22 protein-coding genes are annotated in these 25,223 nt (G+C 65.7%); 13 read left to right on the top strand and 9 right to left on the bottom strand.

Translation table 11 applies throughout. The features are described 5' to 3' along the window. The first annotated feature begins 113 nt into the window (after nt 1-113). Together LOY69_RS13180 and LOY69_RS13175 are read left to right on the top strand one after the other, a co-directional pair. Nucleotides 114-797 (top strand): response regulator transcription factor, encoded by a 684-nt coding sequence (locus tag LOY69_RS13180; protein WP_060838882.1) that lies wholly within the window; start codon nt 114-116, stop codon nt 795-797. Then, nucleotides 775-2,169, top strand: coding sequence for a sensor histidine kinase (locus LOY69_RS13175; protein WP_265074707.1), 1,395 nt, complete (start codon nt 775-777; stop codon nt 2,167-2,169). The genes LOY69_RS13180 and LOY69_RS13175 overlap by 23 nt, the downstream gene beginning before the upstream one ends. Before the next feature lie 130 nt (nt 2,170-2,299). Here the strand turns inward: LOY69_RS13175 and LOY69_RS13170 are convergent, their stop codons facing one another. Together LOY69_RS13170 and LOY69_RS13165 are read right to left on the bottom strand one after the other, a co-directional pair. After that, nucleotides 2,300-2,587 (bottom strand): DUF1652 domain-containing protein, encoded by a 288-nt coding sequence (locus LOY69_RS13170; protein ID WP_060838880.1) that lies wholly within the window; start codon nt 2,585-2,587, stop codon nt 2,300-2,302. A gap of 142 nt (nt 2,588-2,729) precedes the next feature. Next, on the bottom strand, nt 2,730-4,223 hold the full coding sequence (locus tag LOY69_RS13165; RefSeq protein WP_265074706.1) for a helix-turn-helix transcriptional regulator: 1,494 nt from the start codon (nt 4,221-4,223) through the stop codon (nt 2,730-2,732). Between the two features lie 181 nt (nt 4,224-4,404). Here LOY69_RS13165 and LOY69_RS13160 point away from each other — a divergent pair, with 181 nt between their 5' ends. Further along, a complete protein-coding gene (locus LOY69_RS13160) occupies nt 4,405-4,947 on the top strand; it encodes a GNAT family N-acetyltransferase (protein ID WP_102879765.1) in 543 nt (180 codons plus the stop codon). 28 nt (nt 4,948-4,975) lie between these two features. Here the strand turns inward: LOY69_RS13160 and LOY69_RS13155 are convergent, their stop codons facing one another. Then, nucleotides 4,976-6,289: a sigma-54 interaction domain-containing protein gene (locus LOY69_RS13155; RefSeq protein WP_213666197.1), complete on the bottom strand. Its 1,314-nt coding sequence runs from the start codon at nt 6,287-6,289 to the stop codon at nt 4,976-4,978. 252 nt (nt 6,290-6,541) lie between these two features. Between LOY69_RS13155 and LOY69_RS13150 the strand changes: the two genes are divergently transcribed. The 6 genes from LOY69_RS13150 to LOY69_RS13125 all read left to right on the top strand — a co-directional run bounded on the left by LOY69_RS13150 (nt 6,542) and on the right by LOY69_RS13125 (nt 11,104). Further along, nucleotides 6,542-7,426: an MBL fold metallo-hydrolase gene (locus LOY69_RS13150; RefSeq protein ID WP_265074705.1), complete on the top strand. Its 885-nt coding sequence runs from the start codon at nt 6,542-6,544 to the stop codon at nt 7,424-7,426. 30 nt (nt 7,427-7,456) lie between these two features. Then, nucleotides 7,457-8,734, top strand: a complete 1,278-nt coding sequence (locus LOY69_RS13145) for an FAD/NAD(P)-binding oxidoreductase (RefSeq protein WP_253085750.1) — start codon at nt 7,457-7,459, stop codon at nt 8,732-8,734. After that, the gene (locus tag LOY69_RS13140; RefSeq protein ID WP_102879770.1) at nt 8,731-9,558 is read left to right on the top strand and encodes a sulfite exporter TauE/SafE family protein; all 828 of its coding nucleotides are present in this window, start codon (nt 8,731-8,733) and stop codon (nt 9,556-9,558) included. The genes LOY69_RS13145 and LOY69_RS13140 overlap by 4 nt, the downstream gene beginning before the upstream one ends. Before the next feature lie 128 nt (nt 9,559-9,686). Then, on the top strand, nt 9,687-10,127 hold the full coding sequence (locus tag LOY69_RS13135) for a YeeE/YedE family protein (RefSeq protein ID WP_265074704.1): 441 nt from the start codon (nt 9,687-9,689) through the stop codon (nt 10,125-10,127). Further along, a complete protein-coding gene (locus LOY69_RS13130; RefSeq protein ID WP_110597259.1) occupies nt 10,124-10,543 on the top strand; it encodes a DUF6691 family protein in 420 nt (139 codons plus the stop codon). The genes LOY69_RS13135 and LOY69_RS13130 overlap by 4 nt, the downstream gene beginning before the upstream one ends. 222 nt (nt 10,544-10,765) lie before the next feature. After that, on the top strand, nt 10,766-11,104 hold the full coding sequence (locus LOY69_RS13125; RefSeq protein ID WP_102864425.1) for a YkvA family protein: 339 nt from the start codon (nt 10,766-10,768) through the stop codon (nt 11,102-11,104). A gap of 75 nt (nt 11,105-11,179) precedes the next feature. Here the strand turns inward: LOY69_RS13125 and LOY69_RS13120 are convergent, their stop codons facing one another. Beyond that, nucleotides 11,180-12,196 carry a PDDEXK nuclease domain-containing protein gene (locus LOY69_RS13120; RefSeq protein WP_123393850.1) on the bottom strand — a complete coding sequence of 339 codons (1,017 nt, stop codon included), beginning with the start codon at nt 12,194-12,196 and terminating at the stop codon, nt 11,180-11,182. 123 nt (nt 12,197-12,319) lie between these two features. Then, nucleotides 12,320-12,730 carry a hypothetical protein gene (locus tag LOY69_RS13115; RefSeq protein ID WP_170004963.1) on the bottom strand — a complete coding sequence of 137 codons (411 nt, stop codon included), beginning with the start codon at nt 12,728-12,730 and terminating at the stop codon, nt 12,320-12,322. Between the two features lie 230 nt (nt 12,731-12,960). Between LOY69_RS13115 and LOY69_RS13110 the strand changes: the two genes are divergently transcribed. The 4 genes from LOY69_RS13110 (at nt 12,961) to LOY69_RS13095 (ending at nt 20,344) form a co-directional block, all read left to right on the top strand. After that, the gene (locus LOY69_RS13110; protein ID WP_265074703.1) at nt 12,961-16,182 is read left to right on the top strand and encodes an efflux RND transporter permease subunit; all 3,222 of its coding nucleotides are present in this window, start codon (nt 12,961-12,963) and stop codon (nt 16,180-16,182) included. Continuing rightward, nucleotides 16,172-17,338 carry an efflux RND transporter periplasmic adaptor subunit gene (locus LOY69_RS13105; protein ID WP_265074702.1) on the top strand — a complete coding sequence of 389 codons (1,167 nt, stop codon included), beginning with the start codon at nt 16,172-16,174 and terminating at the stop codon, nt 17,336-17,338. The genes LOY69_RS13110 and LOY69_RS13105 overlap by 11 nt, the downstream gene beginning before the upstream one ends. After that, nucleotides 17,322-18,740, top strand: coding sequence for an efflux transporter outer membrane subunit (locus tag LOY69_RS13100; RefSeq protein ID WP_265074701.1), 1,419 nt, complete (start codon nt 17,322-17,324; stop codon nt 18,738-18,740). Before LOY69_RS13105 ends, LOY69_RS13100 begins: the two co-directional genes overlap by 17 nt. A gap of 1,331 nt (nt 18,741-20,071) precedes the next feature. Then, entirely contained in the window at nt 20,072-20,344 is a 273-nt protein-coding gene (locus LOY69_RS13095) for a hypothetical protein (protein ID WP_265074700.1), read from the top strand. Between the two features lie 199 nt (nt 20,345-20,543). On the opposite strand, the gene msrA is transcribed toward LOY69_RS13095, so the two are convergent. From msrA to LOY69_RS13075, 4 genes are all read right to left on the bottom strand, one after another. Continuing rightward, complete coding sequence (msrA, locus tag LOY69_RS13090; protein WP_265074699.1) at nt 20,544-20,993, bottom strand: peptide-methionine (S)-S-oxide reductase MsrA; 450 nt, start codon at nt 20,991-20,993, stop codon at nt 20,544-20,546. Beyond that, complete coding sequence (locus LOY69_RS13085) at nt 20,990-22,045, bottom strand: glycine betaine ABC transporter substrate-binding protein (RefSeq protein WP_265074698.1); 1,056 nt, start codon at nt 22,043-22,045, stop codon at nt 20,990-20,992. Before LOY69_RS13085 ends, msrA begins: the two co-directional genes overlap by 4 nt. Next, nucleotides 22,042-24,114 carry an ATP-binding cassette domain-containing protein gene (locus tag LOY69_RS13080; RefSeq protein WP_265074697.1) on the bottom strand — a complete coding sequence of 691 codons (2,073 nt, stop codon included), beginning with the start codon at nt 24,112-24,114 and terminating at the stop codon, nt 22,042-22,044. The genes LOY69_RS13085 and LOY69_RS13080 overlap by 4 nt, the downstream gene beginning before the upstream one ends. Before the next feature lie 114 nt (nt 24,115-24,228). Beyond that, nucleotides 24,229-25,197 carry an aliphatic sulfonate ABC transporter substrate-binding protein gene (locus tag LOY69_RS13075; protein WP_102879782.1) on the bottom strand — a complete coding sequence of 323 codons (969 nt, stop codon included), beginning with the start codon at nt 25,195-25,197 and terminating at the stop codon, nt 24,229-24,231. Nucleotides 25,198-25,223: the final 26 nt, after the last annotated feature.

Genomic DNA, 25,223 nt, shown 5'->3' with positions numbered 1-25,223 from the left:
CTCGAACCGTGCAGACCGGACGACAAGCCAGATGAAAGTTTATTTAGAATCCCGCCCCTGGTTTCTTGGCAAAATGCCCGCCTGTGTCACGAACCGCTAAGCAGGTAACGCCTATGACCCGCATTCTGACCATCGAAGACGACGCCGTGACGGCCCGGGAGATCGTCGCCGAACTGAGCAGCCACGGCCTCGACGTGGACTGGGTGGACAACGGCCGCGAAGGCCTGGTGCGCGCCGTGAGCGGCGACTACGACCTGATCACCCTGGACCGCATGCTGCCGGAACTGGACGGCCTGGCCATCGTCACCACCCTGCGCACCATCGGTGTGTCGACGCCGATCCTGATGATCAGCGCCCTCTCCGACGTCGACGAACGAGTACGCGGCCTGCGTGCCGGCGGCGACGACTACCTGACCAAGCCCTTCGCCTCCGACGAGATGGCGGCCCGGGTCGAGGTGCTGCTGCGACGCAAGAACACGGTCAAGGATTTCGCCACCAGCCTGCGAGTGGCCGACCTGGAGCTGAACCTGATCAGCCGCGAAGCGACCCGCGCCGACCAGTTGCTGAGCCTGCTGCCCACCGAATACAAGCTGCTGGAATTCCTCATGCGCAACACCGGACAGATCCTCTCGCGGATGATGATCTTTGAAGAGGTCTGGGGTTATCACTTCGACCCGGGAACCAACCTGATCGACGTGCACATCGGCCGCCTGCGCAAAAAGATCGACCCGCCCGGCATGACCCCGTTGATCCGCACCGTGCGAGGCTCGGGCTATGTCATTGCTGAACCCCTCTAAAGGCTGGCGCTCCTCCAGCAGCCGCCTGCTGGCGCTCTACAGCACGCTGTTCGTGGCCTGGAGCTGCATCCTCATGGGGGTGCTGTACTACGAAGTCTCCACCTACCTGGACAGCCTGGCCAAACACTCGCTGATGCAGCGCCAGCACCTGTTCGCGCGCTTCGAAGGCGAGCAACTGGTGGAAGCCCTGGCCACCAGCATGACCTTCGACATGCGCGCCATCGACGCCTACGGCCTGTTCGACGAACAGCGCCGGCCCTTGAGCGGACCGATCCGGCAGATCCCCGAGGACCTGCCCCTGGACGGCCAGATCCACGAGCTGAAGAACTGCATCGACTCCGACGACACGAACCTGCCCCGCGACAGCTGCGACGCGGTGGCCACCCACACCCGGGACGGCCGCTGGCTGGTGCTGGTGCGCGACAACGGCTCGCTGTTCGCGGTGACCCGGATCATTCTCCACGCCCTGCTGTGGGGGATTTCCCTGACCATCATTCCCGGGGTCGCCGGCTGGCATCTGCTGCGCCGCCGGCCGTTACGGCGCATCCGCCAGATCCAGGCCAGCGCCGAGGCCATCGTCGCCGGCGACCTGACCCGGCGCCTGCCGCTGTCGGACCGGCGTGACGAACTGGACATGCTGGCGGCCATCGTCAACGCCATGCTCGAACGCATCGAGCGGCTGATGCATGAGGTCAAGGGCGTGTGCGACAACATCGCCCACGACCTGCGCACCCCGCTGACCCGCCTGCGGGCCCAGCTCTATCGCCTGCAGCAACAGGCCGAGGAAGGTTCGCCCCAGGCCCTGCAGATGGACCAGCTGCTGGCCGAGGCCGACACCTTGATGGCGCGCTTTCGCGGGTTGCTGCGCATCTCCGAACTGGAGGACCAGCAACGGCGCTCGGGCTTCCTCGAACTCGATCCCCTGCCCCTGCTCCACGAGCTGTACGACTTCTACCTGCCCCTGGCCGAAGAAGGCCGCCTGACCCTGGTGCTGGATGTTCCGGCCAGCCTGCCCCGGCTCACCGGCGACCGCGCCTTGCTGTTCGAGGCCCTGGCCAACCTGCTGAGCAACTCGATCAAGTTCACCCCGCCAGGCGGCGAAGTGATACTGCGCGGCCTCGACGATGACGGCAGCCCGCGCCTGGAGGTGCTGGACTCAGGTCCCGGCATTCCCCCGGCGGAACGGGTGGCGGTGTTCCGGCGCTTCTACCGGGTCGACGAAAGCAACGCCCAAGGCGGCTTTGGCCTGGGCCTGTCGATTGTCGCGGCGATTGTCAGCCTGCACGGCTTCAAGCTCGAAGTGGGCAGCAGCGAACGCGGCGGCGCGCGCCTGAGCCTGGATTGCCGGCCAAGCCTGATCGCCGACAACTGACCCACCCAGCCCTGTAGCCGCTGCTGAGCCTGCGAAGCTGCGAAAAGGTCCGCAGGACCTTCAGCGACCTCAAAAGCAGCACCTCCTGCGACGGAGTGCCGCCCAGAGCGTTCGCAGCCTTCGGCAGCGGCTACAGGTGGCCCAGGGAGTTGCTGTCCAGCTCGTATAGCAACTCGTCAATGAGCCGCAATACGTCGGCCTCGCTCTGCAGGGACTTGATGCGCAACCCGCTGACCACCAGATCGACCCGGCCGCTGTCGGGCTCGAACACCCGCAGGGTCAGGGTGCCGTCGCCGGCATGGCTGAAACTGCAGGCCAGGGGCGCTAGGCGCTGTTCGATACAGGCGCGCCACTGGGCCTGGGTGAGCACCGCCGGTGCCTGATCGGTCACGGTGCCCTTGCTCTGTTCATCACCCATGCGGGCTGTCCTTGTGCTGTGGTTGTGCTCTGCCACAGCCCCATTGACCGGAGCTGTGGCAGCTCCAAGGGTAGAAAACACCCACCACGCAAAGAAGGCGCATTTGCACGGGTTGCCCTGGTGCATATGCACCAGTTCAGCGTCACCGACTGCCGACCGTGCCGACGAACAGCCCGCGCTCCCGGGCCCAGACGATGGCTTCGCCCCGGCTGTGCACCCCGAGCTTGGAATACAGAGTGGCGACATGGTTGCGCACGGTGTTGGGCGCCAGCTTCAACTGGGCGGCAATCTCTTTGTCTGCCAATCCCTGATAGATCAACCCCAGCACTTCCCGCTCGCGGGCCGTCAGGTCGGCAGAGGACACCCCAGGCGTGTCCCGGGCCTTGGGGCTTCTCACGTTGGCCAGCTTTTCGATCAGGGTTCGGCTGAACCAGGAAGCGTCGCGCATCACTTCTTCGATGGCGCCCACCAGCTCCAGTTCGGAGCGCTTGCGCTCAGTGATGTCCATCAGCACCAGCAGGTAACAGGGGCTGTCCTGGATGAGCACGGTGTCGGCGTAGGCCACGCAATCGATCAGCCCGGCGTTCTTCTGGCGCACCTTGAGGTCCAGGCCATCGACGTTGCCGGCCTTCTCCAGTTGACTGAACAGTTGGCTGGCCGCCGCGGCTTCGGCGATGAAACCGATGGCGCCGACGTTCTTGCCCAGCAGCTCTTCGCTGCTGTAGCCGCAGGTATTGAGAAAGGCCTCGTTGACGTCGACGATCTGCTGCTCGGCGCTGCACACCAGGGTCGGCACCGGGGTCAGGCGGAACGACTTGGCAAAGCGTTCCTCGCTCTGGCGCAGGGCAATCTCGATCTTGCGCCGCGGCTCCAGGTCCATGAAGGAAAACAGCATGCAATCCTCGTCGTTGATGTCCAGGGGCTGGCCGGCGACGATCACCAGCTTGCTGCCACCGTCGGGCAGGCGCAGCTCGGCCTGCATCTGCGGAATGGTCGCGCCCTGCCCCAGGCGCTCGATGGCCAGGTCCTTGTGCTCGGCGTCCTCCAGCACATCCAGCTCGTACACCGAGCGGCCGATCACCTGGTCCCGGGCATAGCCGGTCATTTCCAGGAAGCCCTGGTTGACCTTGATATAGCGCAAGTCACTGAGGCGGCAGATCACCGCTGGCGCCGGGTTGGCGTTGAAGGTCTTTTCAAAGCGCTGTTCAGCGCTGGCCCAGTCGCTGGCATCGCTGAGGATCAGCACCAGGGATTCCGGCGCGCCGCTGCGATCGGTGAGGATCATGCTGCGCACCCGGTGCACCCAGTGCCGCGGTTCGCCGTCGATCTCGGCCTGCACTTCCACCACCACGTCGCTGAAGGTTTCACCGGCGGCCACCCGATTGATGGGATAGGCCTCCAGGGCCAGGGGGTGATTGTTGCGATAGCGCAAGGCATAGCGCCGGGCGTACTCGCGGACATTGGCCCCCAGCTCGCCGACCTCGCCGACGCCATGCATGGCCAGCGCCGCTTCATTGGCCCAGAGCAGGCTGCGAGCCTTGTCGGTCTCGATCAGGATCACCCCGTCGGACAGACCGGCGATGATCTGCTGCAACTGGCGGCGATTGGTTTCGGTAGCAAGTACGGCCTGGCTCATGGCATCTCCAGTCAGAACCGGCGCCACAGCAGACAGGCTGCGCGCCGCAAAAAAGGGGCTGAACACTACGACCACGACCGCTCGCCATCGTGCCCTGCACCTTCACCGCGGCGCACTGGAGCCTCCTCGCGCCAAGGGTTAAGCTGCTGCGCCCGGTCCGACCGCCCTCAAGGAGTGAAGCATGATCACCATCCGTGAAGCCGACAGCCGCGATATCGATGCCCTGCAGGCCATAGGCTGCGCCACCTACCGCGAACACTTCGCGGCGATCTGGACGACTGACGGCATGCAGCAGTTTCTCGACCAGGACTTCTCCCCCGCCAACCTCGAAGCGTCCGTAGCGGCCCGGGACCGGCACCTGTGGCTGCTGGCCCTGGACCCGCAGCACCAGCCCATCGGCTTTGCCAAGCTCAACTGGGCCCGCCCGACGCCGGGCAGCGGCCGGCTCGGGGCCGAACTGCAGAAGATCTACCTGCTCAAGTCCCAGGCCGGCCAGGGCCATGGCCGGCGCCTGCTCGAACACGTGTTGCAACGGGCCAGCGCCGCCGGGGAATCCTGCCTGTGGCTGGACGTGCTCAAGAGCAACAGCGGCGCCCGGCGCTTTTATGAAAGCGCCGGCCTGCGCCAAGTCGACGAGGTGCCGTTCAGCACCGACCTGGAGCAGATCGGCATGTGGGTCATGGCCTGCGACCTGCCCCTCAAGGAGCACTCCGCCCAGGGCTGAGGCTGCCTTCCCCGCGCCCTGCGCGCCACTACAAGCCCAGGGCCTTGAGCCGCCGGTACAGGGTTCGCTCGCTCAGGCCCAGGGTCTTGGCCAACTCGCTGCGCGAGCCGTCGAACACTTCCAGGGCATGGGCCAGCTGTTCCAGGTCCTTGCCGGTGCGACGGCGGGTCACCGGGACCGGTGCCTGTGGGCTGCGCAGTTCTGCCGGCAGGTCCTGCGGGCGGATCACCCCGTCATCACTGAACAACCGCGCCCGTTCGAGGATGTTGCGCAGCTCGCGGATGTTCCCTGGGTAGGTGTACAAGCGCAGCTGCTCAAGAGCCTGGGGATCGACCCGCGGCACCACCCCGGGATCGAGGCGGCGCAGCAGGCTGTCGATCAGCAGCGGCAGGTCGTCGCTGCGTTCGCGCAGGGCCGGCAGGCGGATCGGGAAGGCGCTGATGCGGTAGTACAGGTCCTGGCGAAAGGTGCCAGCGGCGACCATTTCCTTGAGCGGCTTGTGGGTCGCCGCCACCAGGCGGAAGTCCGAATGCACGGTGCGCAGGCTGCCCACCGGGCGGAAGCTGCCGGACTCGATCAGGCGCAGCAGCTTGACCTGCATGGCCAGGGGCACCTCGCCGATTTCGTCGAGAAACAGGGTGCCGCCGTGGGCCGCTTCCGCCAGGCCGATCTTGCGTTGCAGGGCGCCGGTAAAGGCGCCCTTTTCATAGCCGAACAATTCGCTTTCCAGCAGGGTTTCGGTGAGCCCGGTGCAGTCCACCACCACCAGCGGCCCGCTGGCCCGGGGGCTGCCATCGTGCAGGGCACGGGCAAAGAGTTCCTTGCCGGTGCCGGACTCACCCTGCAGCAACACCGGAATCGGCGCCGGGGCCGCCCGCTGCAAGGCGCTCAAGGCTTCGTTGAAGGCTGGCGAGCGGCCCACCAGGCCCTTCTGCTGGGGCTGCACCGACGCCACCGCCACTGAGCTCAGGCGTTCGACATAGGCCACCACGGTGCCGGCCTCGCCAATGATCGGCCGCAGCTCCACATCCACGTGCTCGGGGCCGCGAGGTGTGTGATGAATGTGCAGCATGCGCTCCGGCACCCGGCTGTCATGGGCCTTGCGCATCGGGCAATGCTCGCCGGCCTGGTCGCAAGGCACGGCGAACTGGTGAGACACGCGATAGCACTTGGCGCCCACATGGGGCTTGCCGGCCACGCCGAACTGGCGCTGGTAGGCGGTGTTGGCGGCGATGATGTTGTAGTCGGTGTCGAGCACGATGGTCGGTTGCGGGTCGTGTTCGAGGTAGGACACCAGGGCAGACATGGACGGCTGGGCACGGTCGGTGGCGATCAGGGACATGGGGCAACTCCGAGGCAGTGGCGGCAGCTTAAAGCACGCCGCGGCCTTCTGCCATTTTCTGTCACAAACTGCCATATCACTGCCAGATGACGCTGGCAGTCGCCTCGAAAAACGCCTGATGGCAGCCTCTGCGGCCTTCTACTTCAATGAACAGGTGGCCAATCCGGGCGCTCGAGGTTGGCACGTTTATTGACAGTCCAAGGGACGAGCGACAGCGCAGACTGCCCTCACCTTCATTGCCTGGAGTGCCCCATGATCATCAGCGACACGCTGCGTGTAGAAGCCTTTTTCGACCCTCACACCTGGACCATCAGCTACCTGGTGATGGACCAGGCCAGCCGCCGCTGCGCGCTGATCGACAGCGTGCTGGACTATGACCCGAAATCCGGCCGCACCCGCACCGAGTCCGCCGACCGCCTGATCGCCCGGGTGCGCGAGCTGGACGCCCGGGTCGACTGGATTATGGAAACCCACGTGCACGCCGACCACCTGTCCGCTGCCGCCTACCTCAAGGACCAACTGGGGGCCCAAGTGGCCATCGGCAATCAGATCACCCGGGTGCAGAAAGTCTTCGGTGCGCTGTTCAACGAAGCCCCGGCCTTTGCCCGGGATGGCAGCCAGTTCGACGTGCTGCTCGAAGACGGCGCCGAGTTCGCCATCGGCGGCCTCAGCGCCCGGGCCCTGCATACCCCGGGGCATACCCCTGCCTGCATGACCTACCTGGTGCAAGTGGGCGACGAGTGCGTGGCCTTTGTCGGCGACACCCTGTTCATGCCCGACTACGGCACCGCCCGCTGCGACTTCCCCGGGGCTGATGCACGGACCCTGTACCGTTCCATCGGCAAGATCCTCGCCCTGCCCCCAGAGACCCGGCTGTTCATGTGCCACGACTACCTGCCCAACGGCCGCGAACTGCAATACATGACCACCGTTGCCGAGCAGCGCGCCAACAACATTCACATCCATCAGGGCGTCGACGAAGACAGCTTCGTGAAGATGCGCGAAGCCCGCGACGCAACCCTGGACATGCCGGTGCTGATCCTGCCTTCGGTGCAGGTCAACATGCGCAGCGGGCACTTCCCCGAGCCCGAAGACAACGGCGTGAGCTACCTGAAGATTCCCCTGAACACCCTATAACGATTACTGACTCCACACGGAGAACTTGCCATGCGTCCCTTCAACCCGGCCCTGCGCGCCGTCGACGGCAGCCATCAGGTGCTGATCGTCGGTGGCGGTGCCGCTGGCATTGCCGTCGCCGCCAGCCTCATGTCCCGCGATCCACACCTGGACGTGGCGATCATCGACCCGGCCAGCAGCCACTACTATCAACCCGGTTGGACCCTGGTGGGTGCCGGGGTGTTCAGCGCCCAGTCCACCGAACGCAGCATGGCCGCGCTGATGCCCAAGGGCGTCAAGTGGCTGCAGCACGCCGTCAGCCTGTTCGAACCAGACAACAATGCCCTGGTGCTGGACGACGGCCGCGTGCTGGGCTACGACCAACTGGTGGTGTGCCCCGGGCTCAAGCTCGACTGGGCGGCCATCGACGGCCTGCCCCAGGCCCTGGGCAACCACGGCGTGACCTCCAACTACCGCTACGACCTGGCGCCCTACACCTGGCAACAGGTGCAGCAGCTGCAACAGGGCGAGGCGCTATTCAGCCAGCCGCCAATGCCGATCAAGTGCGCCGGGGCGCCGCAGAAAGCCATGTACCTGTCCTGCGACCACTGGCGGCGCAACGGCCGCCTGGAGTCGATCAAGCCGCGCTTCCTGAATGCCGGCGGCGTGCTGTTCGGCGTCGCCGACTATGTGCCGGCGCTGATGGAATACGTGAAGAAGTACGGCATCGAACTGGATTTCGGCCACAACCTGGTGGCGGTGAACGGCCCGGCCCAGCGCGCAACCTTCGTGCGCACCCTGGCCGACGGCCGCCAGGAAACCCTTGAGCGTGCCTTCGACCTGCTGCATGTGGTGCCGCCGCAATGCGCCCCGGACTTTATCCGCCAAAGCCCCCTGGCCGACGCCGCTGGCTGGGTCGATGTCGATCCCCATAGCCTGCGCCACAAGCGCTTCATCAATGTCCACGGCCTGGGCGATGCCACCAACACCAGCAACGCCAAGACCGCCGCGGCGGCACGCAAGCAGGCGCCAGTGGTGGCCAACAACGTGCTGGTGGCCCTCAAGCGCCTGACCCGGCTGGCCGAGTACGACGGCTACGGCTCCTGCCCGCTGACCGTGGAACGGGGCAAGATCGTCCTCGCCGAATTCACCTACGGCGGCAAGCTGGCACCGAGCTTCCCGCGCTGGCTGCTGGACGGCCGCCAGCCGACCCGTCGCGCCTGGTGGCTGAAGGAGCGAATCCTACCGCCGCTGTACTGGCGCGGCATGCTCAAGGGCCATGAATGGCTGGCACAACCGACCCTGGCCACGGACACCCCGAAGACATGAATGAACACAGTCTTTTGGGCGCTGGGCTGGGGGCGGTCATTGGCGCGATCCTGGCGCTGACTGGAGCCGGCGGCGGCATCCTCGCGGTGCCACTGCTGGTGTTCGGCCTGGGTTTGAGCATGGTCGAGGCCGCCCCTATCGGCCTGCTGGCGGTGGGCTTGGCCGCCAGCGTCGGCGCGGTGCTGGGCCTGCGCCAGGGCATCGTGCGCTACCGTGCGGCGGGGTTTGTCGCCAGCATTGGCATTCTCATGGCGCCGCTGGGGCTGTGGCTGGCCCACCGCCTGCCCAACCTGCCCCTGGCCCTGCTGTTTTCCCTGGTGCTGCTGTACGCCTGCGGACGCATCCTGCGCAAGGCCAGCCTGGAATTGAAACAGGGCCAGGTCGCGCCACGCCCGGCGTTCCTGCCCTGCGTGCTCAACCCGGCCCAGGGCCGTTTGCGCTGGACCCTGCCCTGCGCCCGGGCACTGACCTTCACCGGCATGCTCTCGGGCCTGCTGTCGGGGTTGCTCGGCGTCGGCGGCGGCTTCGTGATCATCCCGGCCCTGAGCCGCTACACCAACCTGGACAGCAAGAGCATCGTCGCCACCTCTTTGGCGGTGATTGCCCTGGTGTCCCTGGGCAGCGTGGTGACCGCCAGCCTCAGCGGCGTGATGCACTGGGCCGTGGGTGCGCCCTTTGCCCTGGGCGCGGTGGTGGGACTGGTACTGGGACGACAAGTGGCCAGCCACCTGGCCGGCCCGCGCCTGCAACAACTGTTTGCCATCACCGGCATGCTGGCGGCGCTGCTGCTGGCGGGCGGGGCCTTGGGTTGGCTGTCCCATTGAGCCCATACACCGCGTAGGAGCTGGCTTGCCAGCGAAGGCGTCCTCGCCGACGCCGCTGTCCGACGCAATACTCACGGCGCCAGGATTGGCCCCTTCGCCGGCAAGCCGGCTCCTACAAGGAACAGGACATGCTTTTGGATTATCTGCATTTCACACCGTGGTCGGCCCTGGCCGGGGGCGCGTTGATCGGCCTGGCGGCCGGGCTGTTGATCGTCGCCAACGGGCGCATCGCCGGAATCAGCGGCCTGCTCGGCAGCCTGCTGCAACCGGGCGGCGACGGCTGGGGCGAGAAAGCCCTGTTCATCCTCGGGCTGCTGCTGGCGCCGCTGCTCTGGGGCCTGTTTCACGCCCTGCCCGTCGCCGAGTTCCAGGGCGGTCTGCTCGGCCTGATCAGCGCCGGCCTGCTGGTGGGCATCGGTACCCGCTACGGCGCCGGTTGCACCAGCGGCCACGGGGTCTGCGGTATTTCCCGACTGTCGCCACGCTCGATCATCGCCACCCTGTGCTTCATGGGCACCGGCTTCGCCACGGTCTGGGTGCTGCGCCACGGACTGGGGCTGCTGCCATGAGAAAACTCAGCGCTTTTGTCGCCGGCCTGCTGTTCGGCATCGGCCTGTTGCTGGCGGGTATGGCCAACCCGGCCAAGGTCCTGGGCTTTCTCGATCTGGCGGGCACCTGGGACCCGTCACTGGCGCTGGTGATGCTCGGCGCCATCGCGGCGGCCTGGTGGCCCTTCCATTGGGCCATGGGCCGCTCGCGCTCGCTGCTCGGGGCCCCCATGCAGATTCCCGCCAAGCGCAGTGTCGATCGACGCCTGATCGGTGGCAGCCTGCTGTTCGGCGTCGGCTGGGGCATCGCCGGGATCTGCCCGGGGCCGGCCCTGGTGCTGTTGCCGGGCGGGCACTGGCAAGCCTGGGTATTCGTCCTGGCGATGCTCCTGGGCATGTTGCTGTTCCAGCGCCTGGAGGCCCGCCGACTCGGCTGAAGCGCACACCCACGCATACACCGCCCCTGCGCAGGAGCAGTCTTGCCAGCGCAGGCTCTCGCTGGCACCGCTGACCTGACAGAGGATTGATGACGCCGTCATCGGCCTCTTCGTCGGCAAGCCTGCTCCTGCCTGGGAAACGGCCAGGGAAATATTGGCCTCTGCCGGTCAGGGGCGCGGGCGGCGACGATGGCCAGGACCTGTATCTCCCAGGAGTGCGCCATGTCCACCACCCAATCCCTTGAACTCTGTCTCTGGCGCAAGATCGGCCGCTACGCCTCGCGCATCGGCCGGACCTTGATCCAAAAAGCCCTGTGGCTCTACTACGCCGCGCAACGACCACAAACCCCGATCTGGGCCAAGACCACCATCTACGCTGCCCTGGGTTACTTCATACTGCCGCTGGACATGGTCCCCGACCTGCTTCCCGGGGCCGGATACACCGATGACCTTGGGCTGCTGGCCGGTTCAGTGGTGGCTGTGGCTGCGCATATCAACGCCGAGGTCCGGGAACAAGCCAGCGCACGCCTGGCGGACTGGTTCGGCAGTGAGCCGGAATGAGCCGAAGGTCGGCGCCAGGGTGCGCATAGGACTCAGCAAGGCGGTGCAGAACCCCGGACACAATGGCCGTTCGACTCACCGCGCCTGGGTGTCCAGGGCATAAAACTCCTGCAGCTTGGCCTGCAGCAGCTTCTTGTCCGGCAGTTGGGTCCGGTACTCGGCGATCAACGCCGGCGACAGTGAACGGTTGAGGGCATATTCCACCACCTCGTCATGCTTGCTCGCACAGAGCAACACGCCCAGCGCCGGGTTTTCATGGGGTTTGCGCACCTGGCGATCCAGGGCCTCCAGGTAGAAGTCCAGCTTGCCCAGGTACTCCGGTTCGAAGCGCCCGACCTTGAGTTCAACGGCCACCAGGCAATTCAACCCACGATGGAACAGCAGCAGATCCAGGGCAAAATCGCGCCCGCCGACCTGCAGGGGATAGCCAGAAGCGACAAAGCAGAAGTCGCGCCCCATCTCGATCAGAAAATCCTTGAGCTGGCGCACCAGCCCCTGGTGCAGATCGGCTTCATCATGCCCCTGGGCCAGGCCGAGAAACTCCACCATATAGGCATCCTTGAAGACCTTCAGGGCCTCGGGACGGGCCTGTCTCAAACTGGCCGAGGCGCTTGCCGGGCGGGTCAGCGTGCGTTCGAACAGGGCGGACTTGATCTGTCGTTCCAGTTCTCGGGTCGACCACTGTTCCTGAATGGCCATGCGCAGGTAAAACTCGCGCTCTTGAGCGCATTTACCTTGCGCAAGAATGATCAGGTTCTGGGTCCAGGGTAATTGTGTCAGCACTGCTGACACTTTCTCCTGCCCTCGATAGACCTCATAGAATTGACGCATGCGGAACAGGTTACGCCGGGTAAACCCCCGCAGCCCCGGCTGCTGCCGCGCCAGGTAATCCGCCAATTGCTGGACCACGCCATCGCCCCATTCCGCCGCCTCGAGCTTGCGGCTGATATAGGCGCCGACCTGCCAGTACAGTTCCACCAGTTCAGTGTTCACCGCCCGCACCGCCCGCTGCCGTGCGGCGGTGATCATTAGAGCCACTTCATTGAATGCCACCTCGGTGGAGGTGACGGCCGCTTGCGCCTCTTGCTTCATGACGAACGCCCGGTTGCCTGGATAAAGGCCTCCATCATCACCCGGCTCACCGTGCCGCTATAGTCGGCCCCGTCTCTTTAGCTTGAGAGAAACGTCCTTGTTTCAGTGACGCAAACCGCCCCGTCAGCCTGGCATGCAGGCAAAGCCATGGGTGCTGGCCACCTGCTTGCCCTTGGCGTCATACAAGCGAACCGACACCTCGGTCCCCAGGCTCGACTCCACCAGTTTGTAGTGTTCACCGGCCTTGAAGCCGCTATAGCTGATATGGCCATTGCAGTCTTGCTGATTGGAGTCGCCGACGCTCTCTTCAAACAAGGTCACGTCCAGGCGATGGGCGCCGGGCTTGACCTCAAAATAACGCCCATCGTCGACCTTCTTCCCGTCCACCCGTTCGGCCATCAGGTCGTTGGGCGCCTCTTCCTGCAGGCCAATCCAGGCCTGGCTGGGGTCGGGCTGGGGCATCGGCCCGGCGCAGGCGCTGAGCAAGCAGGCAAGCCCCAGGACGGGAATCAGCAACAGCGGTTTGAGTGTCATGAAAACGTACCTCGCCAATAACAGAAATGAGTGCGACGCCAGTCCAGGACAACCGACTGCGTCGATGCCCATCAAGGGTGTCGAGGCGTCGGTACGAGTACAAATGAATCCCAGTGAAAGGAATTTCAGGCCTTACCTAAAACTTCCTTCACCTGGCTGAAAGCCGCGTGTTAGGTGGGTCGCTGCAGGCTGCCGAGGTTTGCAATCCCACTCCCTCGGAGGTTTTCGGCATGCTCGGGCTGGTCAAGACCGCACTGCTCAAGCCCTACACGTTCATCGTGCTGGCGATATTCATCTGCATCATCGGGCCCCTGGCGGCCCTGCGTACCCCCACCGACGTGTTCCCGGATATCGGCATCCCGGTGGTGGCGGTGGTCTGGCAGTACAACGGCCTGTCGCCGGATGCCATGGCCGGGCGGGTGATCTACACCTACGAGCGCTCCCTGAGCACCACGGTCAACGACATCCAGCACATCGAGTCGCAGTCGCTGCCGGGCATGGGCATCGTCAAGATCTTCTTCCAGCCCGGAGTGAATATCCGCACCGCCAACGCCCAGGTGACGGCGGTGTCACAAACCGTGCTCAAGCAGATGCCACCGGGCATCACCCCGCCGCTGATCCTCAACTACAGCGCCTCGACGGTGCCGATCCTGCAAATGGCCTTCTCCAGCCCGACCCTGTCGGAGGCGAAGATCCGCGACCTGGTGCAGAACAACATCCGCCTGCCTTTGAGCGCCCTGCCCGGTCTGGCCATGCCCACGCCCATGGGCGGCAAGCAACGGCAGATCACCCTCGACCTGGACCCGCAAGCCCTGGCCGCCAAAGGCCTGTCGGCCCAGGACGTGGGCAATGCCCTGGCGGCGCAGAACCAGATCATCCCGGTGGGTACCGCCAAGCTCGGCGGCAATGAATACACGGTGCTGCTGAACAACAGCCCCACCGCCATCGAGGAGCTCAACGACCTGCCGATCAAGACCGTGAACGGCGCCCTGATCACCATCGGCCAGGTGGCCCACGTGCGCGACGGCTCGCCGCCGCAGACCAATATCGTGCGGGTTGACGGACGCCGCGCGGTGCTGATGCCGGCGCTGAAGAACGGCAATATCTCCACCCTGTCCATCGTCGACGGCATCCGCCAGATGCTGCCGCGGATCAATGAAACCCTGCCGCCGGCGCTGAAGACTTCGCTGCTGGGGGACGCCTCGGTGTTCGTCAAGCAATCGGTGGGCAGCGTGGCCCGGGAAGGCATCATCGCCGCCCTGCTGACCAGCGCGATGATCCTGCTGTTCCTCGGCAGCTGGCGCTCAACACTGATCATCGCCGCCTCGATTCCCCTGGCGGTGCTCTCGGCCATTGCCCTGCTGGCGCTCAGCGGCCAGACCCTCAACGTCATGACCCTGGGCGGGCTGGCCCTGGCGGTGGGGATTCTGGTGGACGATGCCACCGTGACCATCGAGAACATCAACTGGCACCTGGAACAGGGCAAGGCGGTCAAGGACGCAATCCTCGACGGCGCCAAGCAGATCGTCGGCCCGGCCTTCGTCTCGCTGCTGTGCATCTGCATCGTCTTCGTGCCGATGTTCCTGTTGCAGGGCATCGCCGGCTACCTGTTCCGGCCCATGGCCCTGGCGGTGATCTTCGCCATGGCCAGCTCGTTCATCCTCTCGCGGACCCTGGTGCCCACCCTGGCCCTGTACCTGCTCAAGCCCCATGTGCCGGAAGCGGGTCCCGGGCATCACCCGGAAGACGCCTTCATCAACCATCACGAGGGCGAACAACACGCCAAGCCGCGCAACACGCTGGTACGCGGGCTACTGGCGTTCCAACAGGGTTTCGAGGCGCGTTTCTCCAACGTGCGCGACACCTACCACGGCCTGCTGCACCTGGCCCTGGGGCGGCGCAAGACCTTCATCCTCGGCTTCCTCGCCTGTGTGCTGGCTTCCTTCGCCCTGCTGCCGAGCCTGGGCCAGGACTTCTTCCCCGCCACCGACGCCGGCGCCCTGGCCCTGCACGTGCGCCTGCCCCTGGGCACGCGTATCGAGGAAAGCGCGGCGGCCTTCGACCGCATCGAAGCGCGGATTCGCGAAGTGATCCCGGCCGAGCAACTGGACAGCATCATCGACAACATCGGCATCCCCTTGAGCGGCATCGACATGGCCTACAGCAACAGCGGCACCATCGGGCCCCAGGACGGTGATATCCAGGTCACCCTCAAGTCCGGCCACGCCCCCAGCGCCGACTACGTGAAACAGCTGCGTGAAGCCTTGCCGGAAAGCTTCCCCGGCAGCCAGTTCGCCTTCCTCCCGGCGGACATCAGCAGCCAGATCCTCAACTTCGGCGCCCCGGCCCCGCTGGACGTGAAAATCTCCGGGCCCGATGACGCGGCCAACCGCGCCTTCGCCCTGGAACTGCAACGGCGCCTCAAACATGTGCCGGGCATCGCCGACCTGCGCCTCCAGCAGTCCACCGGCTACCCGTCACTGCAGGTCAAGGTCGATCGGCTGCGGGCCAACGGCCTGGGGATCACCGAGCGTGACGTGACCAACAGCATGGTGGCCTCCTTGGCCGGCAGCTCCCAGGTGGCGCCGACCTTCTGGCTCAACCCGAAGAACGGCGTGTCTTACTCCATCGTCGCCGCCACCCCGCAGTACCGCCTGGACAGCCTGCCGGCCCTGGAGGCACTGCCGGTGACCGGTAGCAATGGCCAGTCGCAGATCCTCGGCGGCCTGGCGGACATCTCCCGCGTCGAGAGCCCGGCGGTGGTCAGCCACTACAACATCCAGCCCACACTGGACCTGTACGCCAGCGTGCAAGGCCGCGATCTGGGCGCTGTGGCCCACGACATGCAGAAGGTCCTGGACGACGTCGCGGCCCTGCGGCCCAAGGGCGCCACGGTCAGCCTGCACGGGCAGATCGACGCCCTGCATGAAGCCTTCAGCGGCTTGAGCCTGGGCCTGCTGGGGGCGGTGGTGCTGATCTACCTGCTGATCGTGGTCAACTTCCAGTCCTGGGTCGATCCGTTCGTGATCATCACCGCGTTGCCAGCGGCCCTGGCCGGGATCGTCTGGATGCTGTTCTTGAGCGGCACCTCGCTGTCGGTGCCGGCGCTGACCGGGGCCATCCTGTGCATGGGGGTGGCCACCGCCAACTCGATCCTGGTGGTGAGTTTCTGCCGCGAGCGCCTGGCGGCACATGGCGATGCCCTCAAGGCCGCCCTGGAAGCCGGCTACACGCGCTTTCGCCCGGTTTGCATGACCGCCCTGGCGATGATCATCGGCATGCTGCCCCTGGCCCTGTCCGAGGAACAGAACGCCCCACTGGGCCGCGCGGTGATCGGCGGGCTGCTCCTCGCCACCGTGGCCACCCTGATCTTTGTCCCCGTGGTCTTCAGCCTGGTCCACGGCCGCCGCCCCCAATCCGCTGTTGCTGGAGAACACACCCATGTCGCCTGATCACACCCCTTCGCGCAAACGCCTGATGCTGCTGGGCATCGGCAGCCTAAGCCTGGCCGCGCTGCTGGTGGCCAACGGCCTGGCCGCGCGCACCCGGCATGAACGGGCCGTGGCCGCCTGGACCGAAACCGTCGCCGTGCCCCAAGTGCTGGTGTTGCAGCCGCAACCCAACGTGCTGGGCGACACCCTGCGCCTGCCGGCGCACCTGGAGGCCTGGAGCAAGGCGCCGATCCATGCCCGGGTCAGCGGCTACCTCAAGGACTGGAGCCAGGACATCGGCGCCAAGGTCAGCGCCGGGCAGGTGCTGGCCCATATCGACAGCCCCGACCTGGACCAGCAAGTGGCCCAGGCCCGGGCGCGGATGGTCCAGCAGCAGGCCAATGCACGGCTGGCCCAGACCACCGCCGCGCGCTGGCAAAACCTCTTGGCCAGCCACTCGGTATCGCGCCAGGAAGCCGACGAAAAGACCTCAAACGCAGCCGCCGCCAAAGCCAATGCCGACGCGGCCGCCGCCGACTATGGGCGGCTCTCGGCGCTGGAGGACTACAAGACCATTCGTGCGCCGTTCGCCGGCACCCTCACCGCCCGCCACACCGATATCGGCCAGTTGATCAAGGCCGACAACGACAGCGACCCGGAGCTGTTCGACCTGGCGGACACCCACAAACTGCGGCTCTACGTGCCGATTCCGCAGAACTACGCCAGCGTGATCCGCCCTGGACTGGTGGCGCAGTTGAGCGTGCCGGAACATCCCGGCCAGCACTTCAGCGCGCAACTGCTGGGCGACTCCACCGCCATCGACCCACGCTCCGGCACCCTGCTGGCACAGTTCGTCGCCGCCAACCCCGACGGCGCCCTGATGCCCGGCGACTATGCCGAAGCAACCCTGGCCATCCCTGCCGACACCCACGGCGTGAGCATCCCCGCCAGCGCCCTGATCTTCCGCGCCCAGGGCACCCAAGTGGCGGTGATCGACAGTGCAAAACGCGTGCACCTGCGCAGCATCCATATTGGCCTGGACCTGGGGGAACGGCTGGTGATCGACCAAGGCCTGCAAGCCAGCGATCACGTCATTGACAACCCGCCGGACGCCCTGCGCGAAGGCGACCTTGTGCAACTGGCGGACGCGGGAGGCGAACATGCGCCAAAGGCTTAAACCTCTCGCCGCCCTGCTGTTGCTGGCCCTGCACGGCTGCTCCCTGGCCCCTCATTACCAAGTGCCGCCCATCGACCTGCCCGCGCAGTATCGCGAACAGAACGCCGACGGCCCCTGGCACCCGGCCGCCGCGCCCCAGGGGATCGCCGAGCACTGGTGGCGGCTGTACCAGGACCCGCAGCTGGATGACCTGCAACAACGCCTGCTCCGAGCCAACCCGGATCTGGCGGCGGCCCTGGCCCACTACGACGCTGCCCAGGCCTACGCCAGCCAACTGCATGCCGGGCTGTTCCCGCAGATCAGCGCCAGCGCCCAACCGCTGCGCCAGCGCCAGTCGGACAGCCGCCCCCTGCGCGGCAGCACGCAACCGTCGATCTACAACAGCAACACCGCCGGTTTCGCCCTGAGCTTCGACCTCGACCTGTGGGGCCGGATCCGCAATCAAGCGGCTGCCGGAGACGCCCAGGCCCAAGCCTCTGGCGACGACCTGGCAGCCGCGCGCCTGAGCCTGCAAAAACAGCTGGCGAGCCTGTATGTGCAACTCAATGGCCTGGACGCCCAGAGCCGCATCCTCAGCCACTCCCTGGAGGATTACGCCCAGGCCCTGCAACTGACCCGCGACCGTTATCAAGGGCAGATCGCCTCGCAACTGGACCTGACCCGGGCCCAGAGCCAACTGGCCAGCGCCGAAGCGGAACTGGACGAAGTACGCGCCCAACGCAACCTCACCGAACACGCAATTGGCGAACTGGTGGGGGAACCGGACAGCCGGTTCAGCCTGGCGCCCTCGACGCAACTGCTGAGCCTGCCGAGTATTCCCCAGCAACTGCCCAGCACCCTGCTGCAACGCCGGCCGGACATTGCCGCAGCCGAACGCCGGGTGTACGCCGCCAATGCTGGCATAGGCATCGCCCGCGCCGCCTGGTACCCGGACTTCAGCCTAACCGGGATGCTCGGTGGGCAGACCCAAGGCGTGGGCAATCTGTTGGCGGCGGGTAATCGCTATTGGGCCCTGGGGCCTTTGGTGAACCTGCCGATTTTTGATGGCGGGCGGCTGAGCGCCAATGAGCGACAGGCCCATGCCGAGTTCGAAGAGGCCGCCGCCCATTACCGTGGGCAGGTGCTGCGGGCGGTTCGGGAGGTGGAGGACAACCTGGGGCAACTGCGGGATTTGCGTCAGGAGGCGCTGGATCAGCAGGCGGCGGTGAATGCGGCGCTGCATACCCAGACCTTGGCCATGAACAGCTATCAGGCCGGGGCGGTGAGTTATCTGGATGTGGTGACGGCGCAGACCGCGGCCTTGCAGGCGCAACGGGGGTTGCAGGCGGTGCAGACGCGAGAGTTGCAGGCCAGCGTGGGCTTGCTGGTCGCGTTAGGTGGGGGATGGAAAGACGGGGTTTGAAACCTGAAACAGAGCCCTTGTGGCGAGGGAGCTTGCTCCCGCTCGGGCGCGCAGCGGCCGTAAAACCTGAGGTTGCGGTCTTCTTGGTGTACATATCCGTTGCTGCGGGTGTGGTTGCTGGCGGTTTCGCTCTTACAGCTAGTGGGATGGGGTACATATCCGTTGCTGCGGTTACGGCTGCTTATGGTTTCGCTCTTACAGCGACTCACTTTGGAAAAGCCCCAAAGTAAGCAAAGGGCTCCTGCCCCTCCACTCGGTGCCTCGCCTAGGCTCGGCATGCCCGAACTCCGGCATTGATCCGTGGGCCGCCGCAATGGGCCATCCCTGGCCCAGTGCGGCTAACCCGGCGTCCTGCCGGGTTACCCACGGCTCAATGCCTGCGTTCGGCCATCGTGTCTAAAGGGGCAGGAAGATCAAAAGCAAGATCAAAAGCAAAGGCAAAATCTGACGGCGGCCTGCCGGCCGGCCTGGAGATTGATCGGTGTGCACCGCCCCCTGTAGGAGCTGGCTTGCCAGCGAAGGCGTCCGCCAGGGCGACGCATGTCTTGCGGGCCTCTTCGCCGGCAAGCCGGCTCCTACGAACAGCGCGTAACACGCGCTTGGCTTTTGATCTTGATCTTCAGGCCCCTTCCCAGCAGGCCGAGCGTAGGCGTTGCGTAGGGGGCAGCTCGGCATGGATGCCGAGCTAGCCGCCACCCGGCCATGGATGGCCGGTTGGCGGCGGGCCCCCGGAGCAATGCCGGAGCTCGGGCACCCCGAGCCCTAGCGAGGGGCCGTATGGAGGGGCAAGCCCTTTTGGTTCCTTTTGTGGCGTTTGACAAAAGGGACTCGCCGTAAGGGCGAAACCCTAAGTGGCCATGACCGCAGCAACGGATATGTACCCCGTCCCCCGCCATAAAGGCGAAACCTCCAGCGGCCGTTACCGCAGCAACGAATATGCATCCCGTCAACCTCGCCACAAAGACAAAACCGCCAGCCGCCACACCCGCAGCAACGGATATGCCCCCCACCAAAACCAGCCACCTACACCACGAAACAAGCGCTCAAACATCTCCCCAACCACCCTGTTGCAGCGCTATGACGCCGCTCCTATAGTCAGCCCCTCGCAACCCAATCCGCGAGCGACCTTGGCCGGTCGAATATAGGAACGCATCCACTTTCAAACATCCTCGCAGTCGCTTTTGTCCCTGCGATCAAAGGTTATGACGGTGGTGCGCGGGACACCTCAAGATGTGCTGTTGCCCTATCCCCGGCCAGCCTGCTCGCGCATCACTGCCCCAATCCTCACGGTCGGCAAAAAGGCGATTGCTCTATAAGCAGGAGCCGCACCTATGACTGACCATCACCTCCCCCGCTTCACCCCCATCGACACCCACGACACCGAACACCCGGTGTTCTACCTCGACACCGACGCCCCCTTGAGCGACCTGGCCAGCAGCGCCGCCCACCGTTTCACCGTGGTCCGCGACCTGATGGACAGCCTGTCCACCCTGGGGCTGAAAGACATCAGCGATTGCGACCTGACCCGCATCACCCGTGGCGTGCACCTGCTCACCAGCGAAGGCTGCGCGGTGCTGGAAGTGATTCAGTGGCGGGTCGCGTAGGAGTTCGGTTCGCTGACCTGTGGCGAGGGAGCTTGCTCCCGCTTGGGCCTCAACCCCATGCCACCTGATGCACCGCGTGCATCAGGGTTTGGGGCCGCTGCGCAGCCCAACGGGAGCAAGCTCCCTCGCCACAAAGAGCAACTTGCATACAGCCAAATGAGCCTCAAGCTCCAAGCTTGCGGCTTGCGGCTTGCGCCTTCTAGATATGGCAACTGCTCAGGCCATTCTTCTCCAGGTAACGCTGGTGCGCTTCATCCGCCAGGTCGAAACGGCCCAGGGGCACGATCACCGTGACTACGGGTTTGTTGAGGCGGCCAGAGTCTTGCAGGGCGGTCTTGGCCGCCCTCGCCTGTTCGGCCTGCCCAGCGTTGGTGTGGAAAATCGCCGAGCGATACTTCACCCCGCCATGCTCACCCTGGCGATCCACCGAAGTGGGATCATGCAGATCCCAAAAGTGTTCGATCAGGCGGGTATACGCCAGCACCTGCGGGTCGAAATCCACCTGCACCACTTCAATCTGCAAGGCTTCGTCCGCCGCTTCCACGGCGTAGCCGACGCGGCTGTCCACTACCCCAGGCAAGGCCCGGAACGCGGCTTCCGCGCCCCAGAAACACCCGGCGCCGAAGGTCGCTTGTTCAAGCCCACTCATTGAGCCACCCCAACCTTTTCACCGCTGGCACCCAGCCAGCCATCAACGATCTGCGGATGCGCCGCCACCCATTCCTTGGCCGCCTGCGCCGCCGGTTGCTGTTCCTTTTCGATCTTGAGAATCAGGTCGTTCAGGGCCTGAGGTTCGATGCTGAAGTTCTCCAGGAACGCGGCAATTCGTGGCGCGCGTTTTTGCAGGGTGCTGGACGCCAGGACATACACCCGTGCATCCGGGTAGGCGCAGGTGATCTTGCTCTTGCTCAGCCAGTCGGCATCCACCGTCGGGCTGATGAATTTCCAGCAGCCGTCGGCCTTGTACAGCGGATCGCCCTTCTTGTTGTCCTGGGCGTAGCCGTCGAACGCCGGTTCATCCAGGCGGCGCAGGTCGAAGGCGGAGAAGATCCAGTCCGGGGTGTAGGCGTAGAACACCACGCCGCGTTGGGCCTTGTAGGCGGCGGCGAGCTTGGCGTAGGTCACCGAGGCTTCGGTGGACACCGATTCGAATTGATCGGCAAAGCCGAAATCCTTGGCTTTGATCTGGCCGATGTAGGTCGACTCCCAGCCCGCCGGGCCCACCAGCAGTTGCGCCTTGCCGCCACCCTGGGGTTCGAAAAGTTTCGCCACTTCAGGCTTTTGCAGGTCGTAGACCGATTTCACGCCGTATTTGTCTTGCAGGTAGCCGGGGATGTAGAAGCCCTGAACCCCCAGGTACGGCTGCTTGTTGGGCACCAGGGAGCGGGTGCCGCCGGTGACGTATTTGGCCCAGGCGGCGGACTGGTTGGGCAGCCAGATATCGGTCAGTACGTCCACCGAGCCGTCGCCCTTGGCAGCGGCGGCGAACAGCACCGGCACGTCACCGGCGAGGTAGGAAACCTCGCCGTCGAGGCGGCTTTTGATCACTTCGCCAAGGATGTTCTGGATGGCGATGGCACCGGTCCAGTTCTGCTCGCCAATGACGATCTTGTCCTTGGCCAGCACCGGCAGGGACAAACCCAACAAGAGCGCGGCGGCGCCAAGGGTACGGGTAAACGACTTGTTCAAGGGACACCTCATGATGGCTGTAATGTGCGATCCCGCTGGCGCAGGGTCGCTTGAATGATGCGGTCGGGAATCAGCGCGCAGAACACGATCGCGGCGCCGGCCAACATGCCCTCGCCGCCCTTGATGTTGCGCAACGCGGTCATCACGTCGTAGCCCAGGCCGCCGGCGCCGATCAGCGCCGCCACCACCACCATCGACAGGCTCATCACCAGGGTCTGGTTGATCCCCAGTAGCAAGGAGCCCGCAGCCAGGGGCAGTTCGACCTTGGTCAGGATCTGCCACGGCGTGGCACCGTGGGCCAGGGCCGCTTCGACGGCGGTCTTGGGCACTTCCTGAATCCCCAGGGCGGTGAGGCGGATCATCGGCGCCAGGGCGAAGATCACCGTGGCGATCACCGCCGGGGTCTTGCCCACCGAGAAGAACGCCACCGCCGGGATCAGGTACACGAAGGTCGGCAGGGTCTGCATCACGTCCAAGAGCGGAGTGATCAGGCGCCGAGCCAGGGCGCGCTTGGCCAGGAGGATGCCGGCGGGCACGCCGATCAACAGCGAGATCAGCACCGAGGAACCCACCAGAGCCAGGGTGGCGATGGTCCGTTCCCAGAAACCGAACAGGCCGATGTAGAGCAAGGCCGCGGCGCTGGTCAGGGCCAGTGCGGCACCGGCGCTGCGCCAGGCCAGCAGCACCAGGGCCAGGGCCGGCACCGGCCAGGGCAGCCAGCCCAGCAGGCTTTCGGTGCTGTCGATCACCGTACGCACGGCGACTATCACGCCGACGAAGGTGCTTTCGAACGTCACCTGGGACCAGGCAATCAGTTGGTCGATGGCTGCGGCGGTGCCCAGCAGCGCTTGGCGGTCGGCGGGAAACTGCAGCCAGGGGCCCGAGGCATCAGCAGCCAGTACCCGCCACAGCACCAGGGCCTGGCACAGCAGCAACACCAACCACGGCAGGTGCCAGTCGGAACGGCCCAGGCGGCTGGGGCGGCGGGCCAGGGCCAGGCTCAACAGGCGGCTGAGCAGCAAGCCGATGAGCGCCAAGCCGGCCCAGGCGAAACTGGCCGTGGCCAGCCCTTGCCCCAAGGCTGCGGCCGCACCCAATTCCAGGGCAAAGCCCAGCCAATACAGGCCACCGCGACCGCTGGCGGCCAGGGCGGCGGGCCCCAGCAGCAGGGCCTGGGCCGAGGACAGCCCGGAACTGACCGGTGCCGGTGCCGCCACAGCGTTACTGGGTGCAATCGCCACCACCGGCGTGGCACTGCGGGCGCCGTGCTCCTGGAAGAAGTCCGCCACCTCGGCATCCGCCGGTTGCTTCAGCAGTTCCTCGGGCGTACCGACCTGAATCAACTGGCCGTGGCGCAACACGGCGATGCGGTCCGCCAGGCGCAGGGCTTCGGCCGGGTCGTGGGTCACCAGCAAGGTGCTGATGCCGCGCTCGCGCACCACCCGCAGAAAGTGGCTTTGCAGGTCACGGCGAATGGTCGGGTCCAGTGCGCTGAAGGGTTCGTCCATCAACAGGATGTCCGGCTCGCTGACCAGGGCCCGGGCCAGGCCGACCCGCTGCTGCATGCCGCCGGACAGCTCATGGGGATAGTGCTCGCCCCAGCCTTCAAGGCCCATGGCCTGCAACTGCACGTCGGCTGCGGCATGGCGCAGGGCTTCAGACTCGCCGCGCAGCTCCAAGGGCAAGGCGACGTTGTCGCGCACGCTGCGGTGGGGCAGCAGGCCGAAGTGCTGGAACACCATGCCGATGCGCCGCGAACGCAGGGTGCGCAGCTCCTTGGCCGACAGCTGGCTGATGGCCGAACCGTCGATCAGCACTTCGCCGCTGCTGGGCTCGATCAGCCGGTTGATATGGCGCAGCAAGGTGGACTTGCCGCTGCCGGAGGTGCCCATCAGGCACAGCACTTCGCCACGGCGCACCTTGAGGCTGACCTGCTGCACCGCAGGCGGAGCGGACTGGCCACGGCGGCGGGCGTAGTGCTTGGTCAGGTGGCGTAATTCCAGCACCACGTCGGCGTTATCCGCGGGCGGGCTGACGGAGGCTGGGACGGCAAAGGCCTCTTGGGGGTGAACGGCAGACACGGGAACTCCTGACGCCGGGCGCGGGATGGCGTAGCCGGCGGTGAACAAGAAAAAAGGGGGGGACCTGTTCGCCGGCAAGCCGGCTCCTACAAGCGAAAGCGACCTAACGACCCACTACAAGGATTTGGGGCTCCACAACTGCACCGCCCGGGCATCCACCGGCTTGGGCAACAGCTTTTCCTGGTAGAAGGCATCGGCGATTTTCTGCTGCTCGCCCAGGGCGTCCGGCTTGACCGCTTCGACCTTATAGGTGCGGCGGCTGTTGGCCAGTTCCACCGTCGGCACGTCCAGGTTGCCCCACAGCGGGCCCAGCAGTTTCGCCGCCTCGGCCGGGTGCGCCTTGACCCAGGCGCCGGTCTTCTGCAGCTCGGCAAAGACCTGCTGCAACACCTCGGGATGGGCCTTGGCGTAGTCGTTGGAAGCCAGGTAGTAACGGCGATAACTGGCCAGCCCCTGGCCGTCGTGCAGCACCCGCGCGCCCTGCTGCCGCTGGGCGCTGGCGACAAAGGGTTCCCAGGTGACCCAGGCATCGACCTTGGCGGTTTCAAGCGCCGCGCGGCCGTCGGCCGGGGTCAGGTACACCGGTTGGATATCGGCGAAGCTCAAGCCCACTTCGCGCAAGGCGGCGATCAGCAGGTAGTGGCTGCCGGCAGCCTTGGTCACGGCGATGCGCTTGCCCTTGAGGTCAGCCAGGGATTTGAGCGGCGAATCCTTGGGGATGACGATGGACTGAGCGGCGGGCGACGGGGTTTCAGTGGCGAAATAGGTGAGCTTGGCCCCGGCGGCCTGGGCGAAGACCGGCACCGTGTCGGCGACATCGGCGCTGATGTCGACATTGCCCACGTTCAGCGATTCAGCCAGCGGCAGGCCACTGGTGAACTCGTGCCAGGTGATGTTGACGCCCTGCCCCGCCAGCTGTTTTTCCAGGGTGCCCTGGGCCTTGAGCAGCGCCAGCAGGGTCGAGGATTTCTGGTAGCCGATGCGCAGATCGGTATCGGCCTGGGCATTGAGGGCCATGCCCAGCGCCAGACCGGCCAGGGCGGTGATCGACAAGCTACGACGCAAAGCAAAGGGCAGGCGCATGGGGGCGAACCTTCTGGGAGACAGGA

Origin of the sequence: Pseudomonas sp. B21-059, from assembly GCF_026016285.1 — a bacterium.
GTDB classification, from domain to species: domain Bacteria; phylum Pseudomonadota; class Gammaproteobacteria; order Pseudomonadales; family Pseudomonadaceae; genus Aquipseudomonas; species Aquipseudomonas danubii.
Note: the sequence above shows the minus strand (reverse complement) of the source record. Positions and strands in the feature narration are given on the sequence as shown.

Excerpts from the sequence above, each read along its gene's own strand:
- LOY69_RS13180 (WP_060838882.1), top strand. The coding sequence starts at position 114 with ATGACCCGCATTCTGACCATCGAAGACGACGCCGTGACGGCCCGGGAG.
- LOY69_RS13175 (WP_265074707.1), top strand. The coding sequence starts at position 775 with ATGTCATTGCTGAACCCCTCTAAAGGCTGGCGCTCCTCCAGCAGCCGC.
- LOY69_RS13170 (WP_060838880.1), bottom strand. The coding sequence starts at position 2,587 with ATGGGTGATGAACAGAGCAAGGGCACCGTGACCGATCAGGCACCGGCG.
- LOY69_RS13165 (WP_265074706.1), bottom strand. The coding sequence starts at position 4,223 with ATGAGCCAGGCCGTACTTGCTACCGAAACCAATCGCCGCCAGTTGCAG.
- LOY69_RS13160 (WP_102879765.1), top strand. The coding sequence starts at position 4,405 with ATGATCACCATCCGTGAAGCCGACAGCCGCGATATCGATGCCCTGCAG.
- LOY69_RS13155 (WP_213666197.1), bottom strand. The coding sequence starts at position 6,289 with ATGTCCCTGATCGCCACCGACCGTGCCCAGCCGTCCATGTCTGCCCTG.
- LOY69_RS13150 (WP_265074705.1), top strand. The coding sequence starts at position 6,542 with ATGATCATCAGCGACACGCTGCGTGTAGAAGCCTTTTTCGACCCTCAC.
- LOY69_RS13145 (WP_253085750.1), top strand. The coding sequence starts at position 7,457 with ATGCGTCCCTTCAACCCGGCCCTGCGCGCCGTCGACGGCAGCCATCAG.
- LOY69_RS13140 (WP_102879770.1), top strand. The coding sequence starts at position 8,731 with ATGAATGAACACAGTCTTTTGGGCGCTGGGCTGGGGGCGGTCATTGGC.
- LOY69_RS13135 (WP_265074704.1), top strand. The coding sequence starts at position 9,687 with ATGCTTTTGGATTATCTGCATTTCACACCGTGGTCGGCCCTGGCCGGG.
- LOY69_RS13130 (WP_110597259.1), top strand. The coding sequence starts at position 10,124 with ATGAGAAAACTCAGCGCTTTTGTCGCCGGCCTGCTGTTCGGCATCGGC.
- LOY69_RS13125 (WP_102864425.1), top strand. The coding sequence starts at position 10,766 with ATGTCCACCACCCAATCCCTTGAACTCTGTCTCTGGCGCAAGATCGGC.
- LOY69_RS13120 (WP_123393850.1), bottom strand. The coding sequence starts at position 12,196 with ATGAAGCAAGAGGCGCAAGCGGCCGTCACCTCCACCGAGGTGGCATTC.
- LOY69_RS13115 (WP_170004963.1), bottom strand. The coding sequence starts at position 12,730 with ATGACACTCAAACCGCTGTTGCTGATTCCCGTCCTGGGGCTTGCCTGC.
- LOY69_RS13110 (WP_265074703.1), top strand. The coding sequence starts at position 12,961 with ATGCTCGGGCTGGTCAAGACCGCACTGCTCAAGCCCTACACGTTCATC.
- LOY69_RS13105 (WP_265074702.1), top strand. The coding sequence starts at position 16,172 with ATGTCGCCTGATCACACCCCTTCGCGCAAACGCCTGATGCTGCTGGGC.
- LOY69_RS13100 (WP_265074701.1), top strand. The coding sequence starts at position 17,322 with ATGCGCCAAAGGCTTAAACCTCTCGCCGCCCTGCTGTTGCTGGCCCTG.
- LOY69_RS13095 (WP_265074700.1), top strand. The coding sequence starts at position 20,072 with ATGACTGACCATCACCTCCCCCGCTTCACCCCCATCGACACCCACGAC.
- msrA (WP_265074699.1), bottom strand. The coding sequence starts at position 20,993 with ATGAGTGGGCTTGAACAAGCGACCTTCGGCGCCGGGTGTTTCTGGGGC.
- LOY69_RS13085 (WP_265074698.1), bottom strand. The coding sequence starts at position 22,045 with ATGAGGTGTCCCTTGAACAAGTCGTTTACCCGTACCCTTGGCGCCGCC.
- LOY69_RS13075 (WP_102879782.1), bottom strand. The coding sequence starts at position 25,197 with ATGCGCCTGCCCTTTGCTTTGCGTCGTAGCTTGTCGATCACCGCCCTG.